Raw genomic sequence first — 21,910 nt, forward strand, 5'->3', positions numbered from 1 at the left:
GAGGACATGGTCACCCTTTTTTCTCATAAAGTCTGTCTTTATATTTCCCGTAATGCTCAATATGGATGTCCACCTTAATTTCATTCAGACTGTCCTTCTTCAGCGGAAATTCTTTCTTGTTATAAATTCTTTTCCATACATGCGGATGACCTCTGTACAAGGTTTTGCTTAACATGTACACATCGACTTTTTTGAGAATAGCTTTGTTGTACGTGGTTCTGATTTCATCTTCGATGACTTTCTCCGCGGCTTTTTTAAGATCATTCTCCGATATATTCTCACGGAGTTCATTTACATAAGAAGATAGCTTTACTTCGATGTTATAACGGACTTCATCTCCTTCAATGAGCGGTGTTATTACAAATTTGGGATTCTGTACCATTAAGGCAGCGAAAGGCTTATCATTCGGAACATTAATGGGGGAACGGCTTAATTTGGTCTGCAGCCAGCGTGCTCCCAGAAGATCCGATATTGGCATCCATGCGGTGTACTCCAGATCGTTGAAAAAATAGGCGCCATCGATATCAAACATCCCTTTATTCGTAGTATCCTCTGTCCAGATTCCGTTGCGAATAGAAAGCGAAGGCAGCAAAGTGGAGTTGCCCGCTTCATTTAACTGGGCAATAAATTTAAACCCGTATACAGGAAGAATTAATGATTTTTGGTCATAAAATTGCCCCGGTCTTGCCAATAGGGACTCCAAAGGTGAGAAGTTTAATAATGATTTTAGGGATAGAAGTTTAGTCGCGGGTTCGTTTGTGCCATAGATAAGCACGTTAAAGCGGATTTGATGGAACCGGTTCATTTCATCGTAAACTTCTCTTAAACCTCTTTTCATCATATTCTCGGTCACGACGATGGCTTTGAGATGGCCCCAGAAAACTCTAAGTTGAGATGTCGCGTAGAAAGTAGTCATCGCTTCCGTTACGGTTGTTCCTTCGCTCTTCCCGATCCAAATAGGAACTTCTTGCCCGATTTGTGTCGATTCATTCTTCGCGATATTGGAGAAGTTGAGAAACTGTGCATGAATGACATATTTATCCTCGACATAATCAATGACCAATGTTGTAGCGTAAGCCATCGTCTGGAGATCCTTGGAGCTCCAGCATCCTGTCAGCAAAGTGACAAGAAGCAGGAGGAGCGTACCTGATTTATGAATTTTCACGGCTATCACCCTCCTGGTGATCGGGATCTTGCGGATGCAGAATCGGGGGTCGTTTGGTTAACAAAGGCCAGGGAAGACGAAGTATGCTTGGTATCATTTGTTTGAAAAAAGGCGGCGAAAATGGAGCGAGATAAGGAACGCCAAACGATCTAAGCCTGGACAAATAGAACACTAACAGCACGCTTCCCATTATGACCCCAAACATGCCAAGAAGAGCACTGCAGAAATAAAGAAAAAACCGAAATATACTTACCGTGGAGCTTAAATTCTGGTTAACGAGAGTCGCTGAACAGACGGTGGTGACGGCTCCTACAACGACTACGGAAGGAGAGACCAGACCCGCACGAATAGCGGCATCCCCAATAATAAGACCTCCGACTACGGTTAAAGTCTGTCCGATGGAGCTAGGCAAGCGTACACCTGCCTCACGGAAAATTTCAAGCAGGACCAGCAGAACAAATAACTCGATCTGGGCAGAGAACGGCAGCCCCAGTCTGGCTGTTGCAATGGTTGCCAGAAGACGGAAGGGGACCTGATCCGGATGGTATGCAGTTAATGCTACCCAGAGGGCAGGCAGCATAATGGTAAGGAACAGACTGATAAGACGGATAATCCGGGCAAACGTTGTATAAAGGAAGTTGAAATGAAGATCCTCTGCTGACTTAAGTTGAAGAAAGAGAGAAGAAGGGCCTACCGTAATCATGGGGCTTCCATCTACCAGAACTGCGAATCGGCCATTCAGAAGAGCACTGACAATAAAGTCCGGGCGTCCTGTGTTATCCACTAGAGGAACGACTGAATACTTATAGTCCACAATCAATTCTTCGATCTGATTGGAGCTGTAAATACCGTCTGTATGGATGCTGTTCAGCCTTTTACGAATTTCTTCTAGAATAGGTGGAGAAATAATATCATCGATATACATTAAACCTACTTTAGTTCTGGTCCTTGTTCCGATTACAAAGGTTTCATTGCATAAAGAACTGCCGCGGAGTCTTTTACGGATCAGTGCCGTGTTAATCACGATATTCTCGACAAAACCGTCTTTGGGCCCTTTAATCGATATTTCGGTGGATGATTCTTCAGGCGAACGCTGCGGAAGTTTACTGATATCCATGAGGAAAACAGCATGAATCTCAGGAAATATGATCATGATTTCTCCAAGAAATAAGTGGTCCGTCATTTTTTCCAGGTCGATTTTGCCTTTAAAATGTGTAAGCGGCAGACTTGCATAAATATCAAGACCATGAAGAAAAAAACCCCCTTCCGCCTTGTACAATCTTTCAAGAGCAGGAAGGATAGTAATCCCGATTATGCTGCTGTCGCATGTCCCTTCACTGAAGACCAGAATCACTTCTGCAGCGTCCTCATCACCGAAGTAATGCGTCAAGATGACCAGATCCGCATATTTCTCAAACATTTTTTTGAGCTGCTGCTCGCTCCAGATATGCAAAGAATTGTCCTGCGGCATTAAACATTGTCCTCCTTTTTAGACCTGGAAAAAATGGATATTGCGAGCCAAATAAGGGCTAATGCAACCATTACGAAGAGTGTAATTTGAAAATAATAGGCACTCATAAAGTTATAGAACTTGATTTGATTAATCGGCAAAATACTTATGACAAAATAACAGATTGCCATCCCGATGATGAAGCGTTTGCGCACTTTGGTGTTAGGCAAGGGAAGCAAATCAGCGAGTAAATAGAGCGACAAACTGATGCGGATTGCCGTCCCGGCAAGCCATTGGTAGACAGAAAAGAAATCGACATGCTCAATAAAATCACCGACGGTTACAAGTCTCCACTGTTCATAAGGAGATTCCGTTTGTTTGGCTGCTTCCATAGGACCAAATTCTGTTATCGCACCTAATAGAGGACCTAACATAATATGAAGCAGAATGAGCGCCAGCACAAGCAAGTACCAAAGCTTCACCTGTGCTTTCAGATGATGCTGCAAAGCGATCAGCAGAATCAGTTCCGTCAAGCCGCCTCCTGCGGATAACATGCCTTCAAAGACAGGGCCTGGACCGTATTCAAGAATAGGTCTTAATAACCCCCATTCTTTCTCCGGGCTGTTGGCAATCGCAACAAAATAACCCAATACGACTACAAAAGGAAGAAAAACCCCGGCCCCTATTGCAATAGCCCTGATTCCGGATACAGCTGCGTAACAGCAGATGAAGATCAGGACAATGGATAACACCATCTTGGGTGTAGATGGCAAATAATTGGTAACTGTCCATACGGTCGTATGAAGTAGTGTAGTGGCACCCATCAGGAACACCAGAATATATAGCGGCAAGACCAGAATCCAGGAGATAACCGGATTTGTTTTATCGGCAAGCCAGGGTTGAAGTTTCTGCTGCCCGGATTTCTTCATAATGGTGTACAGCAGGATGCACCAGAGAGCAAGCGGGATCGCAATAAAGAAAGGGATCAGCCAGGCATCCCTCCCCGAAGCGTCCAGAACAACCGGATTGATAATGACGTGACTCGTCAGTCCGTTGACCAGCAAAAAGATCATTGCCAGCTGAAAAAAAGAAATTCTGCCATGTGATATATTCATTGGAAGACCTGCCTTATTAGGAGTCTTTGCATGTGGATAGGTGTTAGATAGGATGTACCAGACGTGGGTATTTTATGAATAAAAGAATGGTATCCCATTGATCTCGAGATCTGACCTGCGCAGCGCGGAATGCAAACAGGCAACCAAAGTATTGGCTGCCTGTAAATGAGATGTCTATTTATGAACCGGTGGAACGGTAGTGACGAACCCCGAAGTGCCAGATCATCAGACAAGGAATGAGGAATAGGAATCCGGCAAGGGGAGCAAGCATATGAAGGAGAGCATTCCCGTTATTTTTGTCTACAATATATAAAAGAGGGTAGTAGTTGACTAATCCGAATGGGATGATGAAAGTGAAGAATCTGGACACCCATTTCTTATAAATATCGAGCGGATACTGAGCCATTTCTCTTCCGCCATCCGTAAAAATATTGGCAACTTCAAGTCCCTGGATCGTCCAGAAAGAAAGAGTGGCCGCCAGAATGAAGATGCCCGAGAAGATGAACACTCCGCTTGCGATCATGAATACCAGAGTCAGCACCTTGAGTATTGTCCATTCGACAGGCAGCTGGCTGACCGCCCACATCAAGACGAGAAGACTCTGAACCAGCCTGCCGAACCGGGTGAATTCAAACTTGGAGCCGAGTACTTGAATGACCGTGCTGCGCGGGCGCACCAGTACTCTGTCGAATTCCCCGTTCACAACCATAGACGAGAAGGAATCGAATCCGCGGGCAAAACACTCTGCAATCGCAAAAGCCATATGAATAACCGAGAAGCAGAGGGCGACTTCCGGGAACGACCATCCTTTAATTTGTCCGAATCGCTCAAACAGGAAGTATACACCGGCAAACATGGAGAAAGGAATAAAAAATTGGCCAAGAGTAAGCAGCCAGAATGAAGTCCGGTACTGCATTTGAGATTTGATCAAAATATTCAAATATCTGATAAAAAGTTTCACTGGGCTATCCTCCCTGCACGACAACTCTTTTAAGCGCTCTGCTCATCGCATATTTTCCAAGAACAACTAGGGCTGCAAGCCAAACCGCTTGGATGGCGATTCCCATTAAGGCACCCTGCATAGGGATATGTCCGGAATAGACCCGGAATGGGAAGTCTGCCGTATATCGGAACGGAAGTAAGTTTACAATCGACTGCAGCCACCCGGGCATGAGAGGAACCGGGATTACGGCCCCCGCAAAAAACTCCCCGATTACAGCGAACATAAGTAAAGAACCCATCGGCGACATCGTCACAAAAACCGAGATGTAAATGAGCATCGAGATGGCAATAACAACGAATAGTCCCAGTACTAACGAGACAACGAAAAGTATAAAAGTGAAAACATCAGGCGGAAGTGTCATCCGGTAAGGCTCCGGGAGGAAACAGGCCACGATGAGTATCGGACAACTGCGCAATAAAGCACTGGCCAGCCTCTGGGCTAGAAGCTTAGCGTACCAGAACGAATAAATCTGAGCCGGGCGGCATAATTCATACGCGATATTACCGCTCGTGATCAACTGAAACAGTTCGTTGTCCCGGAACCAGAGCATAATTAAAGCCAGAAAAGCTTGCTGGAGCCATACATATGTAATGAGCTGCTCGAGAGAAATGGGCTGTGCTGCGGATGCTTGGCTATAGAAAGCTTCGAATACCATAATGATAATAAATCCCCAGAAGAACTGGGTTGCGATACCGGCGAGTGCTGCTGCGCGGTACTGCAGGCCTGTGTACAGCCGGAGCTTGAAGACAGATGCGTAGGCTTTCATGACAACTGGTACTCCTTATACAGTTCGACGATCATATCTTCAATGGGCTGTGCATCAACCGTTACATCCAGGAGTTCCACCTGGTTGGAGAGGCAGGCAATGACATCCGAAATCTGTGCATGCTGCGTATCCACCTGAAGGACTGCTCGCTCGGGCGACCATGAGATTAGAGACGCTCCCGGAATATCCAGGGTGGCAGCGTGCTGTCTGTAATCAACTGTAATGGTTTTACGGGCTCCAAACCGGCCGCGGAGTGTATGGATACTGCCGTCATACAATAAGCTTCCTTTACCGATCAGTATAATTCTTTGCGCGAGCGCTTCAATGTCATTCATGTCGTGGGTAGTCAATACGATGGTCACGTTTTTTTCTTTGTTGATCGTCTGAATAAACTTGCGTACTGCGATTTTGGAGACGGCGTCAAGCCCGATCGTCGGTTCGTCCAGGAAGAGAATACTGGGGCTGTGCAGGAGAGAGGCGGCGATTTCGCAGCGCATGCGCTGGCCTAAGCTCAGCTGGCGTACGGGTGTATGTATAATGCCGGACAAATCAAGCGTTTCTATAAGCAGCGAAAGATTGCTGCGGTATTCGGTATGGGGCACACTATAAATATCCTTCAGTAGTTCAAAGGAATCCATCACAGGGACATCCCACCACAACTGTGACCTCTGTCCGAATACGACTCCGATATGTTTGACATAGGGGACACGTTCCAGCCATGGCGTGTATCCCATAATCGAGCAGGAACCTTGGTCCGGTACGAGGATTCCGCTCATGATCTTGATTGTGGTTGACTTCCCCGCACCGTTGGGGCCGATGTAACCGACAATCTCTCCGGGCTCAATCTGGAAGGAAATATCCCTCAAGGCCTCTATTTGTGTATATTCTCTGTGAAAAAGAGCTTTGACTGCTTGTTTTAAACCTGTTGTGCGCTGGGCCACTTTGAAAGACTTGCCTAAACCATTTACATGGATCACAGTTAAAATCCTCCATCTTTTTTAGTGAAAGGAAGAAAATATTACCACTCCGATGTAAGGGCTGTCAATCCTTTTCTGAAAACAGATCGAACTTGGTGATTTAATTGACAATGATAATCTTTATCAACTAGAATAGGGATAATCATCTCATAAGGAAGTGGTCTTCATGTTTATTCAAACCCGCAGTATTGTTGTACAAAAAGGCTTTGCCGATCAAGTTGTGGAACGTTTCAGCAAAGAGGGTCTTCTTGATCAGAGAGAAGGATTAATCGACATTAACGTTATGGTTAACCGGATCAGTAAAGAAAATGAAGAGGTGCTTGTTATGATCCGCTGGGCGTCTCTTGAAGATTGGAAGAATTGGGAGAAGAGCCCTGAACATATCCAAGGACACAAAGACAAGAAAGGTCAGCCTAAGCCGGAATATATGATCAGCATGAATGTGAATTCCTATGAACTGAAGAAAACCAAAATCGGTCCGGCCGGAAAGTAAAACATTCCTGCTATGATTATGCATAACAGCGTGGACTCTATCGGGTTGGCGCTGTTTTCTAATAAACCGCAAGTTCGTGGGGGCCGGCTCTGATCGTGCAGGATGCAGCGGAATTCCTCCATTAGAATGAAACTTATAAAGTCAACCGGATGGACATCGGCTGGCTTTTTTTGGCTTTACTTTCATCCGATGATTCCAATACAATTAGGATTACTCAAAAAATCACGGAGTTTGATACAAATATCCTCTCTGGACCGTCTTACTTATAGCTGCAGCAGAAAGGAGGCTTACCGATGGGAATTCCGGAATCCGATTCATTTCAAACTGTATTTTACGAACACTATCCATCCGTAAGAAGAAAGCTGCTCGGGCTCGTACGAAGTGAGGCGGCAGCCGATGATTTGGCGCAGGATGTGTTTATCAAATTATACCGTAATCCGCCTGAAGATCCTGCTTCGCTTGGGGCTTGGCTTCACAGGGTCTTAACACGGACGGCCTACGATTATATGGATAAGCTTGCAAGAGAGCGCAGACTTCTGAATAAACAAGAACAAACCTATGAAGCGGTTTCGCCCCCTTCAGGGGAAGAAACGGTACTAAGGAATATGGACCAGCAAGAAGTACGTGATTGGCTGGAAGAGCTGAGTGAAAGGGACCGTCAAGTGCTGCTGCTCCGTTATTCCGGCTACAGTTATCTGGAAATTGCGGAAGAACTGCACGTGCGTCCCCCTCTGGTGGGAACCATGCTGAACCGGGCGACTGCGAGGTTGAGACAAACGGCCGCGAGAGTACTGGCACAGAAAGACTAAAATCCACAACTGACGCACATAAAACCGCATTCAATTTCAAGGAGATGATGAGATGTCTGATAATCGTCACAACTCAGATGAGAAGAATAAGCAGACGGATGAGGCTTGGAACCGGATCCGCAGCGAACTGGCTGATGAACCCGCCAATCCAAGATGGCAGACTTGGAATCAAGAGCTGAAGCGGGACCACGAGTCTCTTCACGAACATGTATCCGCTCAACCGGAAAGCAAAGCGAATCATGAACATGCATTCTCACAATCGATGGCTGAGGAGGACTCCTTCGATCAGCAGTCTATTCCGAAGGTCCGGCGGACATCATCCTTCACACTCTCGGGAAGGAAAAAGAGAAACCGCAAGTGGGCGGGATTGGCCGCTGCCGGTCTTCTCTTCGGCGTAATTCTCGCTACACCGACCGGGAATAACGCGCTGGCTGCTATACTCGGCCAGTTCCGGGTGCAGGAGGTTGCGGTTGTCCAAGAGCAAGATGTGAGAGCGATTTACAACGAATTCAGAGGCACCGGACAAATGCAGGAAAGTATTACGAAATATGGCGTGCTTAAGACCGATCATGGATCTTTGACAGGGGAATTCACGCAGCTGGAGGCTGAGAAGAAACTAGGCTACAAGATCGGTCCTAAGGATGCGAAGTTATTATCGGATAAAGTAAACATTAACGCTTCGTCCACTTTTACTTTCAACCTGAATGTCAAAGAAGTGAACGAAGTGTTGCAGCGGCTTGGCGCTAAGAAACTTCTTCCCGAGTCCGTGGACGGCAAAGAAATCAAAGTCTACTTTCCGGAGAGTGTCTTTATCCATCTGCCGGCAGATAAAGACGGGTCCGCGAGCCTGACTCAGCAGAATGTGCCGGTCGTAACAGTAGATCCTTCACTAAAGCTGGAAGAAGCGGTCGAAGCGGTTATCCAGTTCCCTCTCATGCCTGATTACCTGAAGAACAGCTTGAAGCAGAATCAGATTCTGTCGGGTACGATTCCGATGCCGCTCGTCTCCAATCAGAATACGGAGAAGATTATGATTCACAATACACCGGTTACCTTACAGCTCAAGGGTCAGAACGACTTTTTCCAGGCAACCTGGATTAAGGACGGCCAGTTGTTCAATTTTCAGGGAAGAGGCTTTTTGAGCGAGAGAGAACAATTAGTCAACAAACTCAAGGAGCTAATTCCTTCATGAGTTCATTAACCGCCGCAATAAGATCCGAAGGACTAACGAAGGAATATAAGAACGGCCGCGGCTGCCGTGAGATTACCATTCAAGTCGGTCAGGGGGAAGCCTTTGGCTTCCTCGGACCCAATGGGGCAGGTAAGAGCACGTTCGTCAAAATGATGGTCGGGCTTATATCACCTTCACATGGTGAAGCTTCATTGCTCGGATATCCGATCGGCAGTTTGGATGCAAAACGTCAAATCGGATATTTGCCCGAGCTTTACCGATATCAGGAATGGTTGACCGGAGAAGAAGTGGTCCGGCTTCACGGCAAATTGTGCGGTTTGGAACGTTCCGCCCTGCAGCGGCGTATTCCGCAGCTGCTGGAGGAAGTAGGAATCGGGCTGAGAGGAAAGGACCGGGTCAAGCATTATTCGAAGGGAATGCAGCAGCGTCTGGGCTTAGCGTGCGCGCTGGTTGCTGATCCTCCTATCGTATTTCTGGACGAGCCGTCTTCGGCGCTCGATCCGATTGGCAGAAGAGAAGTGAGAAGAATTCTCGCCGGTTTAAAGGAACAGGGCAAGACGATTTTTCTGAATTCACACTTGCTCGAGGACGTCGAGGCATTATGTGACCGGATGGCCCTCCTTAATAACGGTCAAATACTAAGACACGGTACCGTTGCAGAAATGCTGCAGAAGCGCACATTATGGCGGTTCAAAGTAGGCGGATTCACACCGGCTGTTCTTCCTTGGCTTCATGAGGTATCCGGTTATGAAATCAGGCTTAGCGATGAAACCGGCACAGCCGATAACAGGAATACGGTACGGTCTCCCTCCGATTCCTCCTCTCTGGCTGAAACGGTCTGGCTGGAAGCGGAGTTGGATCAGGAGGATCAGGCAGGCTGGCTGAACCATTTAATCATTGAACAGGGAATGACCTTATATGAGGCCGGCCCTGTTAAAGAGCGTTTGGAAGAATGGTTTATGGACGCCCTTACAGGTCTTAGCCATAGAGGTGAACGGGAATGTACATAATTGCCGCCATGACATGGAAAGAGATGCTCCGCAAGCGGGTCTTGCTGCTGACGCTGTTAATGACGGTTGTTTTTTTACTCGGGTTCTGGTTTATTGCCGATACCATCAGTATGGATTTAAACGTTAACGAAACAAGTGGTGAAAAAATCATCGAGAGATTTGAGCGGGGCGTTTTTATACTCATACTTGGTTTCTTTTTTGGTTCGTTTGTTTTGGCTTTCCTGGCCATTTTCAGCTCATTCTCCGTTATTTCGGGCGAGGCGGAACTGGGTGTTATGCAGGCGCTTATGCCGCGTCCTGTTCCCAGATGGAAGTGGTATACGGGACGATGGCTTGGTTATGTTTCACTCGGAATTTTATATGCGTTTATTCTATTTGCAGCGATTCTATTGATTACCGATTATCACGCTACGGTTCCGCGCCAGGCGGTCGTGCTTCTGCAATCTTTTCTGCTGTTTAGTTCCGTTGTGCCCCTCTTGATTTCCATCTCCATGCTAGGTTCCGGAATTTTCTCGGCCATCGGCAACGGGGTATTAATGACCATGCTTTATGGAGGGGGCTGGCTTGGAGGCATGATTGAGAAGGTAGGGGATATCATGCATCTGGCCGTTCCGGTGAAGAAGACGTTATCTAATCTGTCGGTAATGCTATCGCTTGTGATGCCCGCTGACGCAATCCAGAAGAAAATGGTGTATGTGCTGTTCAGTTATAATGAATTCAAAGACAATTTCATAGGCAATGGAAGTATCTTTAGCTTATTTATCGGGGGACAGGTGCCTTCGACAGCTTTTATTGTATATGCTCAAATTCTGACTTTAACTGCTTTTATCGTTGGGATGCTCCGGTTTAACAAGCGGGATTTATAAGAACGGGTTGATCAATTCGGTTCCAATAAATGACCATCTTTCCCCCTATACAGTGACTTATAAGCTTCTCAGCTGCTTAATTCACTTTGGGGGATTTTTGCCTTGTTGCCTGCAAACGAACGTTCTGATAGGCTGAACTTACATAATGTTGACAGGAGGATATCATGAAAAGTAAGCTTGAGCCCCCGAAACTCCCGCAAAACTTAACGGTTTTCTCCAGACAGGCGTACTCGCTGCAGACCAAAGATGAATTCAGCCAAGGCAGCATAGAGGATATCGTCATCGATGGTCAGAAAGCGACAAAAGTCTCTTTTGATCAGGTTGCCTTTAAAAATGTAACCGTAATGGAATCTTCGTTGATGCAAAGTGAATTCATAGATGTTATTTTTGAGAAATGCGATTTGTCTAATGTGAATTTCACGGATTCAATTATACATCGAGCAGAGTTTATTAATTGCAAACTAATCGGTACTGATTTTACCCGATCGCGATTTCAGAACGTCCGATTTCAAAGCTGCATGAGCGAATATGCCACGTTCCGGTTCGCTAATCTTAAACAGGTCTGCTTTGAAGACTGCGCTTTAAATCGTGCAGACTTTTATCATTCTACTGCACAAAATCTCTCATTTGGCACTTGTAAAATGGATGAGGCCATTCTATCGGGTACCCGTTTAAACGGAATAGATTTGAGTGATTGCGAATTCGATAGTTTGCGCGTTGAAATTGAAGACTTGAAGGGCTGTATAATATCGGCAGCACAGGCTTCATCCTTTGCAGGTCTTCTGGGTTTAGTGATTAAGTAGAACTAAAAGTATAGGTGGGTCAGGAGAGCAGACATAAACTTTTAAGAGAATGAAAGAGAACGTTTCAAGGAGTGTGTTGGTTTGTTTCAGCGAGGACTTCCGGCAGTCATCTTAGGTATGAGCCTGCTCTATATTTTTGTAATTCCTTCGGAACCATTGGCGGTTAAACTGCTGTTTAAGCTGATTCCTATGGTTCTCATTCTGCTGTATGCCAGGCGGGTGCAGCATGGACGACCGGGTCGCTATTCCTTACTCATGATGGCCGGATTGTTTTTCTGCATGATGGGCGATGGTCTGCTTGTCTGGTTTGTCGTCGGACTTACCGCCTTTCTTATCGGACATCTGTTCTACACAGCGGCTTTCCTTACACGCTGGCGCTTTACCTTTCTCCGCTTGGCATCTGTTATTCCAATTGTTCTCTTTGGACTGTACATGGGACACGAGCTCCGGCAAGCCCTGCTCCTCTCAGGCCAAACAGAGCTGATCATTCCCGTGCTAGTCTACATATCGGTTATCTCCCTTATGGGCTGCTCCGCTGTAATGACAGGCAGTGTATGGGCAATAGCCGGCAGTGTTCTGTTTATCGTCTCCGATTCGATTCTTTCATGGAACATGTTCATAGAGGGAGTTTCGCATTCCGGAATCTGGATCATGTCAACGTATTACACAGCCCAATTTCTGATGGCACGAAGCATCGGGGCTCAGCACGCAGAGCTTTAGGGAATAATGATTTTTAATAGCGCGCCCTGTAAATTCTGATGGTAATTAGAATGATACAGGATGTCAGCAGCCTGATGTGCCAGGCTGCTTTTTTACGATTAAATACGGGAATCTATGAAAGTAATCTCACTTAAGAAGAGAATCCGTGTACGGATTTAGCTGCTCAAGAAACAATCAGATAGCTTGTAATATACATTCCAATCCATTTATGGATAAAATTATCCCTACATAAGCGTAATCTTCCCCTTGTTAAAAATGCTTGTGTACCCAAAACTGAAAGCATACGAAGTTGAGACGGCGGTATAACCTCCGACTACCGGAGCTTATATACAATTCTAAGCGGAAAGGAGTGAAGGGATCCACTATCCACTGTAAACAGGACCAAGAAACCAAATAGCGAAAGGAGTTTTTTTAATGCACGTAAAACATGCGTTCGGAAAGAAATTACTCCCCTTCCTGCTGCTGGTCGCCTTAGTATTCAGCATTGTTCCGCTTAGTCCCACCCCTACTATGGGAGCGGTTACAAACTGGGCTCCCAATACCGCTTATAAAGCCCAGGACCTGGTCACTTACAACAATGTAACTTATGAGTGTGTGCAGCCGCATACCTCCCTTAATGGCTGGGAACCGCCTAACACGGGTGCTCTTTGGAAAAAATATACGGCCCCGGGTCCCACCCCAACCCCCAGTACAAGTCCGACCCCGACTCCGAGCACAAGTCCAACACCTACTCCAAGTACCGGTCCTACTCCTACTCCAAGTACCAATCCGACGCCAACTCCAAGTACGACTCCGAGCCCGACTCCGGATCCCGGCACTGGCCCTGCTGCCTGGAAATCCAATACGGCCTACAAGTTAGGCGACCTTGTGACTTATAACGGCAAAACCTATAAGGTTATCTACGCACATACGTCCCTGCCGGGCTGGGAACCTACGAATGCGCCAACTCTATGGAAGCTGGAGAGCGGAACGGGGCCTAACCCAGGCACACCGGACCCGACAACTCCATTCTGTGCGCCAGACTGGGTAGCGACCAAGATCTACTCCAAAGGGAAAATTGCAGGCTACAAAGGAAAAGCATACCGAGCAAAATCGGATGTGCATGCAATTGCCCCTGATGATACGATTTATAACCTGTGGGAAGTAGCCGGAGTAGTCAACAACGACCTGTGTCCGGTATCAATCCCGAACAACATTAACTATGGAGAACCTTCCATCGCTACCGGTAACGCCAAATCCGGCCTTCTTAATCCGACCGGCGCCATCTCCGCTTCGCATCCGGTGTCGGGAACGGGGAGCGGCGGGGTGCGCGGTGGAATTGATCCGGCCACTGACCCTGGCGGCAATCATCCCGGATTCAATGCGGATACAGGCGGACGCGTATCCAAGCTTGCGCCAGGCACACTGCCGCTTCAGCATAATACTTACGACATCACCTCGGGACAAGAGGTCGTTGAATATTTAGGCGACTGGGCCATTTACGGCCGCCGTTTTGATTTCAACAAATTGCCGGTCAAGAACGTGAACCGGCTGGTATACGGCTTCTCGGGAGTCTGCTTCCCGGCCGCAGTGAACACGCAGGACCCTGGACTTCCCATTACGGCTCCTGCATCTGTCAACCGCACCTGCAAGCAGAGCAAGCTGCCTGATGGCGCCATGGCCATTGCGGATTTTGAAGCCGCTTTCCTGCGCACGCAGCCGGGTCAGACCGGCGGCAAGGTAACCGGCACCGAAAGCATGTACGACTTGGATCCTAAAGATGTGGCGGGTGTCTTCGGCGTCCTCTATAAGCTGCGTAATGAGAATCCGCATCTGAAGCTGGATCTGTCTGTCGGAGGGTGGACGCTCAGTGAGGGCTTCCCTTGGATGGCGTCTGATCCGGTAAGACGCAAAGCTTTCGTCGATTCCATCGTCCGTTTCCTTGAGCAGTTTGATTTCGATGGTATCGACATCGACTGGGAATATCCCGGCTCAGACGGAGCTGTTCCGGGAATGTCACGTCCCGACGATCCTCAGAACTATGTCCAGCTGCTGAAAGAGCTTCGGGCGGGAATGGATTGGCTCACCAAACGTACCGGCAAGGAATATCGCCTGTCCAGCGCGATCCCGGCAACGGAAGACAAATTGAAAAAAATCAATTGGGTCGAAGCAAGCAAATACCTGAATCGTCTCTACGCCATGACTTACGATCTGAGCGGTGCTTGGGAGCGGAATCTCGGACACCATACTCCGCTTTACAGTAATCCGAATTCCAAGGATGCTGACGGCAAACCCGTCGATCAATCGTTGGATAAGACCGTCAGGCTCCTGAAGGGATACGGCGTGCCTGCGAATAAAATCATGATAGGAATTGCCAATTACCACCGTGCCAAAGCGATTAAAAACGGGGACATCACAGAATACAAGAATGGTTTGGTCGGTAAATCCACGTTCGGCGATCTCAATGCGACAGGCAAAAATCTGCTGCTTGGTATTGCGGGCGTCGGGTCATGGGAAGCAGGGGTTATTGAGGGCTATGATCTTTATCAGAACTTCCTGGATAAAGATCTGAAGCCTAGGAATGGCTATAAGCTCTATACAGACAAAGCATCCAATGCGGATTTCATTGTAAATCCGGTCGGTTCCTTCCTGACAATCGAGACGCCGCGTACCGTCGCACTGAAAACTCAGTACGCCAAAGATAACGGCCTTGCCGGGATTTTCGGATGGCAGCTGGAGCAGGATAACGGCTACAACCTTAACGCACTCCATCATATTCTCGGGAACAGACTGGTAACCGATATTTCCGACGGCAAACCAAAGGATCAGATAGCGGTGTGCGGGGAGAATGTAACGGCTGCCGAATGTGAACAGCTGAATCAGAGCCTTAAGAAGTAATAATTACTGCTAGGAGCTTACTCATCCAAGGCCGTCTCTTCCATTTAATTGTGGAGAGGCGGTTTTCTCCTTATAGGGGTCTGAATCCGTTATGTTGAAAGCATTCCTCTTCAAGCGGGTTTTTTGCTATAATGAAAGAGCAACGAAAAAGGCTGACGCACGCAGCTGTAAGCGTGTGCACCTAACGAAGACGAGGGAGCATACGGGATGTTGACGATTCGTAATCTTAGCAAATCACTGCAATCAGGCCAGGAGGTCTTATCCAAAATAAGTGTCCAAATCGATGAAGGTGAGCTGATCGGCCTCGTCGGGGGAAGCGGAAGCGGCAAGACAACGCTGCTCAAATGCATCGCATTGAAAGAAAAATGGGATGAAGGCCAGTTCATTTACCAGGACCGCGATATTACTTCGCTTGGCATGATAGAGAAATTTAAAGTTAAACGAGATTGGGCCTATGTGGAAGAAAAGGCCCCGCTGGATCTCAAGAAATCGGCGGTCAAGAATGTGCTGCAGGGGCGCTTTTATGAGAAATCTGCACTGCGTGTACTTACCGGCACCCATGCCAGAGACGAGCATGTACTTGCGATGGATTATCTGGAGAAAGTTGGCCTGCTGGATAAAGCGGAGATGAAAGCGCAAGATTTGAGCGGGGGAGAGCGCCAGCGTATTGCTATCGCCCGGGCACTCGTGCAAGGCGCGAAGATTGTCATCGCGGACGAGCCTGTCTCCGGTCTTGATCCCGACTCGGCGAACAGCGTGCTAAGCGATCTCCGCGATCTCTGTAAACGCGAGAAGGTCACAGTCATCGCCAGCTTGCACCATCTGGAGTTCGCGGAGAAATACGCAAGCCGGATTTGGGGCATTAAGGAAGGCAGAATTGTACTGGATATTGCCGGCCGCCGACTGACCTCTATAGAGCGCAATAAGATATTCGATTAATATTTTTCGACATTCTCTCGTAAAAAAGATAGGAAAATTGAGACATACATGATACAATTTCTTTTAATGCAGTAAAACGGTAATGCACTTATCAGATAGAAGCAGGAGGAATCATCAATGGCTAAAAAAGGCATGAGAAGTGATATGATCAAAAAGGGGTTCGACCGGGCTCCTCACCGCAGCTTGCTGCGGGCAGCAGGTGTAAAAGAAGACGAGTTCGACAAACCGTTTATCGCGGTTTGCAACTCTTATATTGATATTGTTCCAGGCCATGTACATCTCCAGGAATTCGGTAAAATTGTAAAAGAAGCGATCCGCGAAGCAGGCGGCGTTCCTTTTGAGTTCAATACAATCGGTGTCGATGACGGAATTGCCATGGGCCATATCGGCATGCGTTATTCTCTGCCAAGCCGTGAGATTATTGCTGACTCCCTCGAAACGGTCGTATCCGCTCACTGGTTCGATGGAATGGTCTGCATCCCGAACTGCGACAAGATCACGCCGGGCATGATGATGGGCGCTCTCCGTGTTAACATTCCGACCATGTTCGTAAGCGGCGGTCCGATGAAAGCCGGTAAAGACAGCAACGGCCGTTCCATCTCGCTGACATCGGTATTCGAAGGCGTAGGCGCTTACCAGGTTGGTAAAATCGACGACAAGGCTTTGCTTGAGCTTGAACAATATGGCTGTCCGACTTGCGGTTCTTGCTCAGGCATGTTCACGGCTAACTCGATGAACTGCCTATGTGAAGCGCTGGGGCTGGCAATGCCGGGTAACGGTACGATCCTTGCCGTAGCTCCGGAACGTAAAGAATTTGTCAAAGAATCCGCGAAACAGCTGATGAAACTGATCGAGCTGGATATCAAACCGCGTGACATCGTGACAATTGAAGCCATTGACAATGCTTTTGCGCTGGATATGGCAATGGGCGGGTCTACGAATACCGTTCTGCACACCCTGGCTCTTGCACACGAAGCGGGCTTCGAATACCCGATCGAACGTATCAATGAAGTGGCTAACCGTGTACCGCATCTTTCCAAAGTCGCTCCGGCATCCGATTGGCATATCGAAGATATCCATGAAGCTGGCGGCGTCAGCGCCGTAATCAACGAACTGCTGAAGAAACCGGGAGCTATCCACGGTGACCGCATCACCGTAACAGGCAAGACACTTGCCGAGAACGTAGCCGGCTGCGAGATTCTTAACCATGATGTTATTCATGGTCTGGACAATCCGCACTCCGAGCGCGGCGGTCTTGCGGTTCTGTTCGGTAACTTGGCACCGAACGGCAGTATCATCAAAGTCGGCGCAGTTGATGCATCTGTCGGCGGACGCCACGTTGGCCCTGCGATCTGCTTCGACTCGCAGGATGATGCTCTCTACGGCATCGCGAACGGCCACGTCAAAGAGGGTCACGTAGTCGTTATCCGCTACGAAGGACCTAAAGGCGGCCCTGGTATGCCGGAGATGCTTGCTCCGACTTCCCAGATCGTCGGAATGGGCCTCGGCGCCAAAGTAGGCCTGATCACTGACGGCCGCTTCTCGGGAGCTTCACGCGGAATCAGCATCGGTCATATCTCTCCTGAAGCAGCGGAAGGCGGCCCGATCGCTTTCGTTGAGGATGGCGATATTATCGAGCTGGATCTGATCAACCGCAAGATTGAACTGCAAATCAGTGACGAAGAGATGGAAGCGCGCCGTAAGAACTGGAAAGGCTTCGAGCCTAAAGTTAAAACCGGCTATCTTGCCCGGTATTCAAAGCTCGTAACCAGTGCCAGCACCGGCGGCGTTATGAAAATTTAATCGGACTACATCCCTATATACATCCAGTAGAGTCCCGGGTTTGCCGGGACTCTTTTTATGCACTCCATCCGAAAGAATGGTTAGAATTAATCTTTACCGTTTTATTAATTGACTGGGAGATATTTGGTAGGCTATACTTCTGTAATAAAAAGAGAAGCAGTTCTTCCGTATAAACGGAGAACTAAGATTGGAGACTCCATTATGTCAATGAAAGACCGAAGTTCACCACTGGTCATACTCATGATCAATATGTTTATCGCTATGCTGGGTATAGGGTTAGTCATTCCTGTCTTACCCGATTTTTTAAGAGAGTTTAATGCAGGAGGCAAAACTGCTGGATACTTAATCGCCGCCTTCGGATTAACCCAGTTTGTTTTTTCACCGATTGCAGGAGAGTGGTCCGATAAATACGGCCGTAAGAAAATGATTGTAGCCGGATTGTTGCTTTTCTCCATTTCCAATCTTCTGTTCGCTACCGCATCACAAATTTGGCTGCTCTATGTCTCACGGCTCATTGGCGGTATTAGTGCGGCGGCCATGATCCCGTCTATGATGGCTTACATTGCAGACGTTACGACGGAGGAGAAGCGAGGCAAGGGGATGGGGCTTCTCGGCGCTGCGATGTCGCTCGGCTTTGTAATCGGGCCGGGTATCGGCGGTTTCCTGGCGGATCTGGGTCTGCGTGCGCCCTTCTACGTATCTACCGCAGTAGGAACCTTGGCTTTGATCGGTTCCGCCCTGCTGCTTCCTGAATCTCTCTCACGGGCACAACTGAAAGAGAACCAGAACAAAGTCGTCGTGAAGGAAAATATTTTTGCACAGATGGCCAGATCGTTCTCGGCACCTTACTTCATTCTGCTGCTGCTCGTTTTTGCGATGACGTTCGGCCTGGCTAACTTTGAAGCGGTGTTTTCCCTCTATGTCGACAAGAAATACGCTTATTCGATACGTGATATTTCCATCCTGATTACATTTGGTGCTTTGGTGGGAGCTATTATCCAAGGCCTGCTGATTAACAAACTGATTACCAAGTTCGGAGAAAAGAAACTGATTAATGTCACGCTCCTGTTATCCGCGCTTTCACTTGTTATCATGCTGTTCTCAGGAAACTTCTGGTATGTCCTGATCATTACAATGCTGTTCTTCACGCTAACTTCTGTCATGCGCCCGGCTATCAATACATTAATCTCCAAAATGGCAGGGAATGAACAAGGATTTGTAGCCGGAATGAACAACGCCTATATGAGTCTCGGGAATATTTTCGGACCTGCGATTGCAGGAATATTGTTTGATGAGCATGTAGACCTACCTTACTTGTTTGGGGCATTAGTATTGATCATTTCATTCGGTGTCTCAGCAGCCTGGACCAAAAGAAGCAAGTTAAGTCCTTCCGTGAATGAAGGCTGATCCGTTTCATACAAATAAGCCGTCCACAGCGCCGGCTGTCTAGCATTTAGAGCCAACCAGAACAATTCTGGTTGGCTCTTTTCATACTAAATGGAGTAAATTTGATTATTAAAAGAATTTGTTGGAGAAAAAGGGGATTACTAAAAACATATCGAATTAGTACACTGGGACAATTTACCTAATTAGCGAGGGGAAGATACAAATCAACAGTTTACATAATTAATAATATGTTAATAATAAGATGTTAAATTTATGCAAGAAGGGTGGGATAAGCGTTGGATCGGAGTCGCAGTTGGTGGATCGGGACAATCGGGGCCATTCTCGTTGCCGGGAGTATGCTGGGTTATCTCACCTATACCAAAAGCCTGGATTTCAGATTAAAAGTATCCGATGGGGATACGCTTACGCTGGAGCATATGGAAAGAACCTGGAAAATCCAGCCTGAATCTACAGTAAAGCTTCTCGTTAATTCAGAGTTAGAGTCTTTATTAATTGATTTTCCTGTGATATCCGGTTATTGGACTCTTAATGTCCGAAGTCCTGAACTCATGAAGGGTGAGGTTCGAGCGGATATTTCAACACTGAATACAGGAAATCGGTATAGGGATGAAACTTTGAAAGATTGGGTTTACTTTTATGTGAAAGCGTATCCGGAAGTAACGTTTCAACTCGATAAGGTGGAGAATTGGAATCGAAGCTGGATAGAAGGCAAACCTAATACGATGAGTATTGAAGGTACATTAACGGTTCGTAATGTTTCTCAGAAAGTCATATTTCCAGTGGAGGTACTGCACCGCAACAATCAAATTTATGTGAATGGAACAGGTGAAATTAATATTCAAGATTTCGGGATCACCAATATTCTAGATCCGGAATCCAAAGAAATCAATGAAACTAAACTTAGTGTACAGTTTGTACTAGGCGAAGGGGATACGCTTACAAATTAGGAGACGTGAGACCGTTCTCGCACATATTTTACGACCCATCGGCGCTTGACCTATACCAAACTCCGGTTTCGTCCATACCGTAATAATATCAGCAGGGATGGGAGCGAATAAGATGAAGATCGATTTGGGATGCGGCTCACGCAAACATCCTGGCTTTATCGGACTCGATAGAATTTCACTGCCAGGTGTTGATGTAGAGTGCGACTTGAACACGGGGATTCCTTGCGAAGATCATTCGGTCGACTTTGTTATGGCAAGCCGATCACTGGAATACATGGATGATTTGATGGGGATCATGCGTGAAATTTACCGGGTATGCAGGCATAAAGCTATCGTTTGTATTTTGGCCCCGTACGCACATACCTCTTACCATTTGACTAATCCGTATTTCCGTTCTTATTTTGATGAGCATCTTCCCCGGTATTTAACGGACGAAATGTATTTGTACAACCCAATACAGCAGAATCAATATATCATCGAACCTCTTGCAGGCGGTGATAGGGAAGGCAGAGGCGGGATTGATTTCAGACTTCTTCAATGTGAATTTTATTATATGCCGCCGTACCAGTCCCCAATTTATGATGAGGAAGACAAGCGCGCGCTAAGACAATCCAGTCTCAATGTAGTGGATGAAATCTTGTATTATTTTGTCGCAGCTAAAGAACCCATTACAGCGGAGGAACTGGAGGAGTTGGCTCAGCATACGTATTTGGAGCCTTTGTGTTTGACCGAACGGCGTGTACGCGATAGAGAACTTGCCGCAGATTCTGCAAACAATTCGAGCCTTTTCCAGCATGATTCCGGCTCAGTGCTTCCAGTGCAGAAATCAGAATTTTCGGGTATTGAACCGGTAGGAAAGAACCGGAAAGGAAGGAAGTCCAAAGCGGCAGCTAACAAAATGAATGCCAAAATGAGAAAAAAGACAACCCGTAAGGCATGAACTCGCCAAGGGCTGTCTTTTGATTTTGTCTGGCGGGAATCCCCTCTTACTTGAGTATGTCTTCCTCCAGTATGGCGTAAATATAGTGATCCTGCCATTCACCATGAATTTTGACATTTTTACGGGCAAGGCCTTCTCTTTGGAATCCGGCTTTCTCCAATACTCTTATGGAACCCTTATTACGCGGCTGCACACCCGCTTCAATCCGGTGAAAACCGGCTTCTTCGAATGCGAAGTTCACGATTACACGAACGGCCTCTGATACGATTCCTTTGCCGTTATACTTCATGTCCAGACAGTACCCCAGCATGCATTTCTGCAAGGGCCCGCGGGCCACCTCGAATAAAGAAATATCTCCAATCAGCTGATCCGTTGCTGCCGCAAAAATACCGAATGAATACCGTTCATCCGCTTCTCTGGCTTGCGTCCAGAGCTCGATATTCTTTCGCTGCTCTGCCGCTGTATAGTAAGATTCGTTACGGGTAGGGGTAAAGGGATCGAACAGGTCACGATTGCGAACCATCAAATCACTTATTGCATCCGCATCTTCCAAAACATACGGTCTCAAAAAGAATTGACTTCCTCTATAATGCATGGTTAATCCTCCTTGAAGTCTAGGCATGCTGCT

The 21,910-nt window shown here is 47.2% G+C and carries 20 protein-coding genes; 13 read left to right on the forward strand and 7 right to left on the reverse strand.

Annotated elements, in window-relative coordinates:
- Window positions 1–10: 10 nt before the first annotated feature.
- The 6 genes from AR333_RS14180 to AR333_RS14205 all read right to left on the reverse strand — a co-directional run bounded on the left by AR333_RS14180 (window position 11) and on the right by AR333_RS14205 (window position 6,476).
- Entirely contained in the window at window positions 11–1,165 is a 1,155-nt protein-coding gene (locus AR333_RS14180) for a Ger(x)C family spore germination protein (protein WP_068775985.1), read from the reverse strand.
- Complete coding sequence (locus tag AR333_RS14185) at window positions 1,152–2,636, reverse strand: spore germination protein (RefSeq protein WP_068775986.1); 1,485 nt, start codon at window positions 2,634–2,636, stop codon at window positions 1,152–1,154. The genes AR333_RS14180 and AR333_RS14185 overlap by 14 nt, the downstream gene beginning before the upstream one ends.
- The gene (locus AR333_RS14190) at window positions 2,636–3,730 is read right to left on the reverse strand and encodes an endospore germination permease (RefSeq protein WP_068775987.1); all 1,095 of its coding nucleotides are present in this window, start codon (window positions 3,728–3,730) and stop codon (window positions 2,636–2,638) included. Before AR333_RS14190 ends, AR333_RS14185 begins: the two co-directional genes overlap by 1 nt.
- 178 nt (window positions 3,731–3,908) lie before the next feature.
- Complete coding sequence (locus tag AR333_RS14195; RefSeq protein ID WP_172798857.1) at window positions 3,909–4,691, reverse strand: ABC transporter permease; 783 nt, start codon at window positions 4,689–4,691, stop codon at window positions 3,909–3,911.
- Window positions 4,692–4,695: 4 nt separating this feature from the next.
- A complete protein-coding gene (locus AR333_RS14200; protein WP_068775988.1) occupies window positions 4,696–5,499 on the reverse strand; it encodes an ABC transporter permease in 804 nt (267 codons plus the stop codon).
- Window positions 5,496–6,476, reverse strand: coding sequence for an ATP-binding cassette domain-containing protein (locus AR333_RS14205; RefSeq protein ID WP_068775989.1), 981 nt, complete (start codon window positions 6,474–6,476; stop codon window positions 5,496–5,498). Before AR333_RS14205 ends, AR333_RS14200 begins: the two co-directional genes overlap by 4 nt.
- Before the next feature lie 166 nt (window positions 6,477–6,642).
- Here AR333_RS14205 and AR333_RS14210 point away from each other — a divergent pair, with 166 nt between their 5' ends.
- From AR333_RS14210 to AR333_RS14270, 13 genes are all read left to right on the forward strand, one after another.
- Window positions 6,643–6,969 carry an antibiotic biosynthesis monooxygenase gene (locus AR333_RS14210; protein WP_068775990.1) on the forward strand — a complete coding sequence of 109 codons (327 nt, stop codon included), beginning with the start codon at window positions 6,643–6,645 and terminating at the stop codon, window positions 6,967–6,969.
- A gap of 293 nt (window positions 6,970–7,262) precedes the next feature.
- Window positions 7,263–7,778: a sigma-70 family RNA polymerase sigma factor gene (locus AR333_RS14215; RefSeq protein ID WP_068775991.1), complete on the forward strand. Its 516-nt coding sequence runs from the start codon at window positions 7,263–7,265 to the stop codon at window positions 7,776–7,778.
- Window positions 7,779–7,830: 52 nt separating this feature from the next.
- Window positions 7,831–8,970 carry a hypothetical protein gene (locus tag AR333_RS14220; RefSeq protein WP_068775992.1) on the forward strand — a complete coding sequence of 380 codons (1,140 nt, stop codon included), beginning with the start codon at window positions 7,831–7,833 and terminating at the stop codon, window positions 8,968–8,970.
- Entirely contained in the window at window positions 8,967–9,980 is a 1,014-nt protein-coding gene (locus AR333_RS14225; RefSeq protein WP_068775993.1) for an ABC transporter ATP-binding protein, read from the forward strand. The genes AR333_RS14220 and AR333_RS14225 overlap by 4 nt, the downstream gene beginning before the upstream one ends.
- The gene (locus AR333_RS14230; protein ID WP_068775994.1) at window positions 9,971–10,846 is read left to right on the forward strand and encodes an ABC transporter permease subunit; all 876 of its coding nucleotides are present in this window, start codon (window positions 9,971–9,973) and stop codon (window positions 10,844–10,846) included. Before AR333_RS14225 ends, AR333_RS14230 begins: the two co-directional genes overlap by 10 nt.
- Before the next feature lie 164 nt (window positions 10,847–11,010).
- Window positions 11,011–11,649, forward strand: a complete 639-nt coding sequence (locus tag AR333_RS14235; protein WP_068775995.1) for a pentapeptide repeat-containing protein — start codon at window positions 11,011–11,013, stop codon at window positions 11,647–11,649.
- Window positions 11,650–11,730: 81 nt separating this feature from the next.
- A complete protein-coding gene (locus AR333_RS14240) occupies window positions 11,731–12,369 on the forward strand; it encodes a lysoplasmalogenase (protein WP_253735842.1) in 639 nt (212 codons plus the stop codon).
- Between the two features lie 414 nt (window positions 12,370–12,783).
- Window positions 12,784–15,246 carry a glycosyl hydrolase family 18 protein gene (locus AR333_RS14245; protein ID WP_068775996.1) on the forward strand — a complete coding sequence of 821 codons (2,463 nt, stop codon included), beginning with the start codon at window positions 12,784–12,786 and terminating at the stop codon, window positions 15,244–15,246.
- Between the two features lie 207 nt (window positions 15,247–15,453).
- On the forward strand, window positions 15,454–16,185 hold the full coding sequence (locus AR333_RS14250; RefSeq protein ID WP_068775997.1) for a phosphonate ABC transporter ATP-binding protein: 732 nt from the start codon (window positions 15,454–15,456) through the stop codon (window positions 16,183–16,185).
- A 117-nt stretch (window positions 16,186–16,302) separates the two neighbouring features.
- On the forward strand, window positions 16,303–17,988 hold the full coding sequence (ilvD, locus tag AR333_RS14255; RefSeq protein WP_068775998.1) for a dihydroxy-acid dehydratase: 1,686 nt from the start codon (window positions 16,303–16,305) through the stop codon (window positions 17,986–17,988).
- 201 nt (window positions 17,989–18,189) lie between these two features.
- Window positions 18,190–19,395 carry an MFS transporter gene (locus tag AR333_RS14260; protein WP_068775999.1) on the forward strand — a complete coding sequence of 402 codons (1,206 nt, stop codon included), beginning with the start codon at window positions 18,190–18,192 and terminating at the stop codon, window positions 19,393–19,395.
- Window positions 19,396–19,670: 275 nt separating this feature from the next.
- The gene (locus AR333_RS14265) at window positions 19,671–20,342 is read left to right on the forward strand and encodes a YceI family protein (RefSeq protein ID WP_068776000.1); all 672 of its coding nucleotides are present in this window, start codon (window positions 19,671–19,673) and stop codon (window positions 20,340–20,342) included.
- Window positions 20,343–20,454: 112 nt separating this feature from the next.
- The gene (locus AR333_RS14270; protein ID WP_068776001.1) at window positions 20,455–21,282 is read left to right on the forward strand and encodes a methyltransferase domain-containing protein; all 828 of its coding nucleotides are present in this window, start codon (window positions 20,455–20,457) and stop codon (window positions 21,280–21,282) included.
- 46 nt (window positions 21,283–21,328) lie between these two features.
- Here AR333_RS14270 and AR333_RS14275 read toward each other — a convergent pair whose 3' ends face one another.
- On the reverse strand, window positions 21,329–21,877 hold the full coding sequence (locus AR333_RS14275; RefSeq protein WP_068776002.1) for a GNAT family N-acetyltransferase: 549 nt from the start codon (window positions 21,875–21,877) through the stop codon (window positions 21,329–21,331).
- Window positions 21,878–21,910 lie beyond the last annotated feature (33 nt).

Origin of the sequence: Paenibacillus sp. FJAT-26967, assembly GCF_001541095.1 — a bacterium.
Taxonomy (GTDB): Bacteria; Bacillota; Bacilli; order Paenibacillales; family NBRC-103111; genus Paenibacillus_F.

What these genes read in the sequence shown, in the direction of transcription:
- AR333_RS14210 (WP_068775990.1), top strand. Translation starts at nt 6,643, where the DNA reads ATGTTTATTCAAACCCGCAGTATTGTTGTACAAAAAGGCTTTGCCGAT.
- AR333_RS14190 (WP_068775987.1), bottom strand. Translation starts at nt 3,730, where the DNA reads ATGAATATATCACATGGCAGAATTTCTTTTTTTCAGCTGGCAATGATC.
- AR333_RS14225 (WP_068775993.1), top strand. Translation starts at nt 8,967, where the DNA reads ATGAGTTCATTAACCGCCGCAATAAGATCCGAAGGACTAACGAAGGAA.
- AR333_RS14185 (WP_068775986.1), bottom strand. Translation starts at nt 2,636, where the DNA reads ATGCCGCAGGACAATTCTTTGCATATCTGGAGCGAGCAGCAGCTCAAA.
- AR333_RS14200 (WP_068775988.1), bottom strand. Translation starts at nt 5,499, where the DNA reads ATGAAAGCCTACGCATCTGTCTTCAAGCTCCGGCTGTACACAGGCCTG.
- AR333_RS14250 (WP_068775997.1), top strand. Translation starts at nt 15,454, where the DNA reads ATGTTGACGATTCGTAATCTTAGCAAATCACTGCAATCAGGCCAGGAG.
- AR333_RS14245 (WP_068775996.1), top strand. Translation starts at nt 12,784, where the DNA reads ATGCACGTAAAACATGCGTTCGGAAAGAAATTACTCCCCTTCCTGCTG.
- AR333_RS14270 (WP_068776001.1), top strand. Translation starts at nt 20,455, where the DNA reads ATGAAGATCGATTTGGGATGCGGCTCACGCAAACATCCTGGCTTTATC.
- AR333_RS14215 (WP_068775991.1), top strand. Translation starts at nt 7,263, where the DNA reads ATGGGAATTCCGGAATCCGATTCATTTCAAACTGTATTTTACGAACAC.
- AR333_RS14220 (WP_068775992.1), top strand. Translation starts at nt 7,831, where the DNA reads ATGTCTGATAATCGTCACAACTCAGATGAGAAGAATAAGCAGACGGAT.
- AR333_RS14235 (WP_068775995.1), top strand. Translation starts at nt 11,011, where the DNA reads ATGAAAAGTAAGCTTGAGCCCCCGAAACTCCCGCAAAACTTAACGGTT.
- AR333_RS14260 (WP_068775999.1), top strand. Translation starts at nt 18,190, where the DNA reads ATGTCAATGAAAGACCGAAGTTCACCACTGGTCATACTCATGATCAAT.
- AR333_RS14230 (WP_068775994.1), top strand. Translation starts at nt 9,971, where the DNA reads ATGTACATAATTGCCGCCATGACATGGAAAGAGATGCTCCGCAAGCGG.
- AR333_RS14275 (WP_068776002.1), bottom strand. Translation starts at nt 21,877, where the DNA reads ATGCATTATAGAGGAAGTCAATTCTTTTTGAGACCGTATGTTTTGGAA.
- ilvD (WP_068775998.1), top strand. Translation starts at nt 16,303, where the DNA reads ATGGCTAAAAAAGGCATGAGAAGTGATATGATCAAAAAGGGGTTCGAC.